Origin of the sequence: Cellulomonas sp. NPDC057328, assembly GCF_042667215.1 — a bacterium.
GTDB lineage: Bacteria > Actinomycetota > Actinomycetes > Actinomycetales > Cellulomonadaceae > Cellulomonas.
Genome location: NZ_JBHUZW010000160.1, coordinates 1 through 6,898, shown reverse-complemented (window position 1 = coordinate 6,898; position 6,898 = coordinate 1). Strand labels below are relative to the sequence as shown.

3 protein-coding genes and 1 pseudogene are annotated in these 6,898 nt (G+C 74.9%); 3 read left to right on the top strand and 1 reads right to left on the bottom strand.

Going from position 1 to position 6,898, the window contains the following annotated elements:
- Positions 1-211 precede the first annotated feature (211 nt).
- Positions 212-742, top strand: a complete 531-nt coding sequence (gene idi / locus ACFUMH_RS18005; RefSeq protein WP_378208773.1) for an isopentenyl-diphosphate Delta-isomerase — start codon at positions 212-214, stop codon at positions 740-742.
- Positions 743-751: 9 nt separating this feature from the next.
- On the opposite strand, the gene ACFUMH_RS18000 is transcribed toward idi, so the two are convergent.
- Positions 752-877, bottom strand: a complete 126-nt coding sequence (locus tag ACFUMH_RS18000) for a hypothetical protein (protein WP_378208771.1) — start codon at positions 875-877, stop codon at positions 752-754.
- A 39-nt stretch (positions 878-916) separates the two neighbouring features.
- On the opposite strand from ACFUMH_RS18000, the pseudogene ACFUMH_RS17995 reads away from it, so the two are divergent.
- Positions 917-1,183 (top strand): annotated as a pseudogene (locus tag ACFUMH_RS17995) (SDR family oxidoreductase); the annotation flags it as partial.
- Between the two features lie 213 nt (positions 1,184-1,396).
- The gene (locus tag ACFUMH_RS17990) at positions 1,397-6,796 is read left to right on the top strand and encodes a fibronectin type III domain-containing protein (protein WP_378208769.1); all 5,400 of its coding nucleotides are present in this window, start codon (positions 1,397-1,399) and stop codon (positions 6,794-6,796) included.
- The last annotated feature ends 102 nt before the right edge of the window (positions 6,797-6,898 follow it).

Below are 6,898 nucleotides of genomic sequence, written 5' to 3'. Positions count from 1 at the left end.
CCCCGGCCCCCTCCACGGGGGCCGGGGCCTCGGCGCGCCGGCACCACGCCTCGAGAGGACGACGCCGAACGGAATACCGCTGCGCATCCCACGCCGCATGAGGGCAGTGGCATTCCGTTCGCGGTCGAGTTGTGCCGCGGCGTGGGAGATGACGTACTGGGGGCTGCCGCGCGGTGCGGTGCGGTGGTGGCACGGCGACGGACGGGGTGACATGGCGGAGACGGACCTGGTGCAGCTCGTCGACGAGCACGGGACGACGACGGGCGAGACGCAGGTCGGGGACGCGCACGCCGCGCCCGGGCTGCTGCACCGCGCGTTCTCGGTGGTGGTCGTCGACGGCGCCGGCCGGATGCTGCTGCAGCAGCGCGCCGACGCGAAGCTCCGGTTCCCCGGCCTGTGGACCAACGCGTGCTGCGGCCACCCGGCCCCGGGCGCGGACCTCGCGGCGAGCGCCGCCCGCCGCGTGCGCGAGGAGCTCGGCGTCGACCTGGTCGACGCGCACGAGGTCGGCACGTTCCGCTACCGCGCCCTCGACGCCGGGTCCGGCCACGTCGAGACCGAGTACGACCACGTGGTCGTCGGCCGCGCCGCCGGCGACCTGCTGCCGGACCCCGACGAGGTCGGGGACACGCGGTGGGTCACCGCGGAGGAAGCGCACGCGCTCGTCGACGCCGGCGTCACGACGCCGTGGTTCGTCGACGTGCTGCGGATCGTGGCGCCGCGCGAGGTCCCCGCGGTCTGACGCGCACCGTCACGCGGTCGCGAGCGCGGTCCGCGCCGCGACGACCTGGTCGATGCTCGCCTGCACGATCGCCAGCCCCGTCGCGACGTCCGCCTCGACGGGCCGGGCGGCCCACGTGAGCCCGACGCGCGGCACGTCGCCGGCGGCGGCGAGGGTGACGGCGACCTCGTCGGCATCGCCGGCCTGACCCGCGCGCTGGCGAACGAGTGGGCCGGGTCCGGCGTCGACGTCAACGCGGTCACCCCCGGGTACGTCGCGACCGACAACACCGACGGCCTGCGGCAGGACCCGGTGCGCAGCGACGAGATCCTCGCGCGCATCCCCGCCGGGCGCTGGGCCGAGCCCGCCGACGTCGCGGGCGCCGTCGTGCTCCTCTGCTCGCGCGCCGCCGACTACGTGCACGGCGCCGTGCTGCCGGTGGACGGCGGCTGGCTGGCGCGCGCTGACGCACCGGGCGCCGTCGGGGGGTGTGCCCCGGTCGGCCGGGTGTGGTCACGTTCCCGCGCCGCCCGGTGGTCGCACAGGACGCGGGTTGTGGCGGTAAGCGTTTGCCTCGGGGTCTGGACGCGGCGCGGCGGCGCGGGGTAGGAATGTCGGGACCGCCCGCTTCCCCCGTTCCTGACGCGCGTCCACCGCGACGTGTTGAATCGATTCATGACGGGAACGACGGTCGCTCCGCCCCCACGTTTCAACGACGAGACGACGAAGGTGACCATGTCCCGACCTGCACGGGCCCACGACCGGACCCGCAGCCGCACCCGACCGCCCGCCGTCGCGGCCGGCGCCGCCACCGCGCTGGCGCTGCTCCTCGCCGGCGCCCTGCCGGCGCACGCCACCGCCACCGACCCGTCCACCACCGATCAGCCCGCCGCCGGCCAGACCGCCGACGCCGGCGCGCTCGCCGACGAGCCCGTCGGCTCCCTCCCCGCGCCCCAGGCGGTGCGCATGGCGCACGTCGTGCCCGGCGCCGTGACGCTGCGCTGGGACGAGGTGGCCGGCGCCACCGGCTACGTCGTCACGCGCGCCGACGCGGTCGACGGCACCTACGCGGAGATCGCCCGCACCGGGCAGCGCGAGGTCCACACCACCGACGCCGTCGACACCACGACGACGCACTGGTACCGCGTCCGGGCGATCGGCGCGGACGGTCTGTCGGTCCCGTCGGCCGCCGCCGTGAGCCGCCTCGCGGGGGAGGGGACCGAGCCGACGTTCCCGGAGAGCGGCGTGCTGTCGCTCGACCTCGGGCCCGGCACGCTCGCCCCGGGCGCCGTCCGCGTCGACGCGACGACCGCCTACTCGCACGCGCAGCGGATCGGCTTCGTCGACCCGTCGCAGGTGACCGCCACGGATCGCGGGGGAGACGACGCCGTGCGGTCCGACTTCGTGAGCATCGGGGACACCGAGCTCGTCGTCGACCTGCCGAACGGCGACTACACCGTGAGCCTCGTCGCGGGCGACGCGCAGGAGGCGACCGACGTCGCGCTCACGGTCGAGCGCATGGCCAAGGTGCAGCAGACCGCGAAGGCGGCCGGGCAGTTCCTCGAGATGCAGCTCGACGTCGCGCTCGTCGACGGTCAGCTCAACATCGAGGTCGGCGGCACCGCGCCGAAGCTCAACCAGCTCGTCATCACCCGGCAGCCCGACCGCACGCCCGCCGCCGAGCCCACGCTGTGGGTCACGGGGGACTCGACGGTCCAGACGTACACGGCCGACTACGCGCCGCAGGCCGGCTGGGGCCAGATGATCGACCGGTACCTGTCGGACGACGTGACCGTGCAGAACAAGGCCATCGGCGGGCGCTCGGCCAAGAACTTCATCAGCCAGGGCCGCCTCGACGAGGTGCTGCGCCAGGTGCGGCCCGGCGACTACGTCGTCGCGCAGTTCGGCCACAACGACAACTCGTACGGCGTCGACGACCGCTGGGCCGCGCCCGCCGACTACCGCAACTACCTGCGGACGTTCGTCGACGGCGCCCGCCAGCGCGGGGCCACGCCGATCCTCGTGACGCCGGTGTCGCGGCGCGCGTGGGACGCGGGCACGGGGAGGTTCCACGTGTCGTTCCCCGAGTACGTCGAGGCGGCCGCCGGGCTGGCGGCCGAGACGGGCACGCCGCTCGTCGACCTGTCCGCGTCGAGCCGCGCCTACCTCGACGAGATCGGGCCGGAGGCCGCGACGAGCGTCTTCCTGCACGTCCCGGCCGGGGTGTACCCGGGCCGGCCGAACGGCACGGTCGACGACACCCACTTCCAGGAGTACGGCGCGATCCAGATGGCGCGCCTCGTGGCCGCCGACCTCGCGACGCTCGACCTCCCGCTCGCGGACGAGGTCGAGGCCGCCGAGCCGCCGGCCGCCGTGCCGGCCGCACCGGCGGGCGTCGTCGCCGGCAGCGTGTCGAGCTCCGGCGTGCAGCTGACGTGGACGGCGGTCGAGGGGGCCGACGTCTACAAGGTCTTCCGCAGGGCCGCGGACGCGGGCGGGGACGCCTGGGCGCTGGCCGCGACGTCGACGCTGCCGCAGGCCGCCGTGACGGGGCTCGCCGAGGGCGGGGCGTACGACCTGCGCGTGGTTGCCTCCAACGGCCGCGGCGACTCGGCGCCGTCGGCGAGCGTGCGCGTCACGACCCGCGCGGCGCTGCACCGCTTCGACGTGCAGCTCGCGGGGAACCCCGTCATGCCGGGGTACACCGAGGCGAGCGAGCGGTCCGTGTACACGCCCGAGATCGGCTGGGGGTGGCTCGACGCGACCGGCCTCGGCGGGCGCGACCGCGGCGTGGCCTTCACGCCGCCGCCGAACGACCTGCAGCGCGACTTCCTGCTGCCCGGTCCGCAGCACACCTTCGTCGTCGACGTGCCGCGCGGCACGTACGCGGTGAAGACGCACAACGGCGACTGGATCGGCACGAGCCGCTCGAACGTCCAGCTCGAGGGCAAGGACTTCGGCGCCTCCAACGCCGGGCGCGGGAGCGTCTCGGAGAAGGTCAGCCAGCCGGTCGAGGTGACGGACGGCCAGCTCACGCTGGTCATGACCGGCGCGTCGTCGCGGCTCAACGGCGTCGAGGTGACGCCCCTGCTGCTCGCGCCGTCGGCGCTGACGGCGGACGTGCGCATCGAGGGCGCGGCGGCCGCGGTCGACCTCGCCTGGACGGGCACGGACGACGCCGCCGGGTACCGCGTGTACCGGCAGGCGGACGGCGAGCCGACGCCCCGAGCGCTGGGCGACGTCGCGGAGGCCGCGTTCACGGACACGACCGCCGACCTCGGCGTCGCGTACCGGTACCACGTCGTCGCGCTCGACCCCACGGGCGTCGAGTCCGTGCCGACGGACGTGGTCGAGCTGACGACGGTCGACCCGGACGTCCCCGTGACGGCCGCGCCCGCGGGCGTGCGCGTGGCGGCGACGGAGAAGAACCTGGTCCGCCTCGCGTGGGAGCCCGTCGAGGGCGCGCTGTTCCACCACGTGTACCGCAGCGAGCAGCTGGGTGGTCCCTACACGCTCGTCGGGCGGGCCGCGGACGCCGGGTACGACGACACCGACGTCCTCACCACCGTGCCGTACCACTACCAGGTGGCCGCGGTGAACGCCGGCGGCGAGTCGGCGCGGGCCGCGACGGTGTCCTCGGAGGCCGTCACGACGCTCGTGCGGCAGGCGGAGCGGCTGGACCGCGCGCCGGTCGCGGTCGCGACGGACGAGGGCGTGCACGTCGGCTGGCGCCTGCTGGGCCTCGACCCGCAGGACCTGCCGTTCCACGTCTACCGCGACGGGACGCGCATCACGTCGACGCCCGTCACGGGCAGCACCAACGTGCTCGACGCCGACGGCACGGCCGACGCCACGTACCGCGTGAGCACGGTGGTCGACGGCATCGAGCGCTGGGCCACCGCCGAGTTCGGCGTGTGGGACGAGCAGCACCTCGACGTGCCGCTCGACAAGCCCGCCGACGCCTACACGAAGGACGGGCAGCCGTACTCCTACAAGGCCGGGGACGCGAGCATCGGCGACCTCGACGGCGACGGGCAGTACGAGGTCGTGCTCAAGTGGGACCCGACGAACGCGCAGGACAACTCGAGGGCCGGGTACACGGGCACGGTCTACGTCGACGCCTACGAGCTCGACGGCACGCGCCTGTGGCGCATCGACCTGGGCCGCAACATCCGGGCCGGCGCGCACTACACGCAGGTGCAGGTGTACGACCTGGACGGCGACGGGCGGTCCGAGGTGGTCATGAAGACCGCCGACGGGACGGTCGACGGCGCGGGCGTCGTCATCGGCGACGCCGGGGCGGACTTCCGGAACTCGTCGGGCTACGTGCTCACCGGGCCGGAGTTCCTCACGGTGTTCGACGGGGCGTCCGGCGCCGCGCTCGACACGGTCGACTACACGCCGCCGCGCGGTGACGTCGGCGCGTGGGGCGACGGCTACGGCAACCGCGTCGACCGGTTCCTCGCCGGGGTCGCGTACCTCGACGGCGAGCGCCCGTCGGTCGTGTTCAGCCGCGGCTACTACACCCGCACGGTGCTGGCCGCGTACGACTGGGACGGCACCGAGCTGACGCAGCGGTGGGCGTTCGACTCCGACGTGGTCGGCGACGCGTACGCCGGGCAGGGCAACCACAACCTGTCCGTGGCGGACGTCGACGGCGACCAGAAGGACGAGATCGTCTTCGGGTCGATGGCCGTGGACGACGACGGCGAGCCGCTGTACACGACCGGGCTCGGACACGGCGACGCGATGCACCTGTCCGACCTGGACCCGTCGCGGCCCGGCCTCGAGGTGTTCGCCGCGCACGAGTCCATGGGGTCCTCCGGGAACCGGGGCGCCACGTTCCGCGACGCCGCGACCGGTGAGGTGATCTGGTCGATCCCGGCCACGGTCGACACCGGCCGTGCCGCCGCGGGCGACATCGACCCGCGCCACCCCGGCGCCGAGGGCTGGGCCATCGGCACGAACACGTGGAACACGCGGGACGGGCAGCTGCGGTCGGCGGCCGGCGAGCTGATCGCCGAGCGCATCCCGGCGGCGAACTTCCTCACCTGGTGGGACGGCGACCTCCTGCGCGAGGTGCTCGACCACGACTGGACCGAGGCGACCCGCACGGGCGTGCCGACCATCTCGAAGTGGGACTGGGAGACGGAGACCGAGGTCGAGGTCTACCGGGCGGAGGGGACGCTCACCGTCAACGACACCAAGGGCAACCCGTCGCTCCAGGCCGACCTGCTCGGCGACTGGCGCGAGGAGGTCGTGACGCGGCTCGAGGACTCCTCGGCGCTGCGCGTCGCCACCACGGTCGACCTGACGGACCACCGCCTGCGCACGCTCACGTCGGACCCGGTCTACCGGCTCGGCGTCGCGTGGCAGAACACGGCGTACAACCAGCCGCCGCACACGTCGTACTTCCTCGGGGAGGGGATGGAGACGCCGCCGGCGCCGTCGATCGCCTACACCGGCACCGACCCGGGCCCGGGCGAGCGCGTCCCGGGGCCGGCGACGGCCGCACCCGCGCGGGGCGTGCTCTCCCACGACAACTGGGACGGCGACGGCGCCTACCGGGTCGTCGTGAACCTGTGGTGGGGCCAGAACGCGCAGCGCGTCGAGCTGCTCGAGAACGGTGCGCCCGTCGCGGCGCGCGACCTCGTCGACGCCACCCCGTCGTCGCAGCAGGCCGCGTTCGACCTCGACGGCCGGACCGACGGGCGCTACGTCTACACCGCGGTGCTGACGAACCAGCACGGGTCGACGACCACGGCACCGGTGACGGTGGTCGTGGACCGGGCGACGCCGGGGACGCCGGTGCTGTCCCACGACAACTGGGACGGCGACGGGGCGTACGTGGTCACCATGAACATGTGGTGGGGCACGAACGGCACCACGTACCGCCTGTTCGAGAACGGCGCCCTGGTCGACACGCAGCAGGTGACGGCGAACGGCCGGGAGGCCCAGCGGGCGGCGACGCCGCTCGAGGGCCGCGCGCCCGGCCGGTACGAGTACCGCGCGGAGCTCGAGAACGCCGCCGGCGTGACGGAGAGCCGCACGATCACGGTCACCGTCCGTCGGTGACCGCCCCGGGTGGGCGCCCGCCGCTGGGCGCCCACCCGGCTCGCGGGTCGTCGCCCCCTCCCCGGCGCCCCGCACCGCGGACGGCCCGGCCCTGTGCCGGGC

Coding starts and splice junctions, on each gene's coding strand:
- idi (WP_378208773.1), top strand. CDS start 212: ATGGCGGAGACGGACCTGGTGCAGCTCGTCGACGAGCACGGGACGACG.
- ACFUMH_RS17990 (WP_378208769.1), top strand. CDS start 1,397: ATGACGGGAACGACGGTCGCTCCGCCCCCACGTTTCAACGACGAGACG.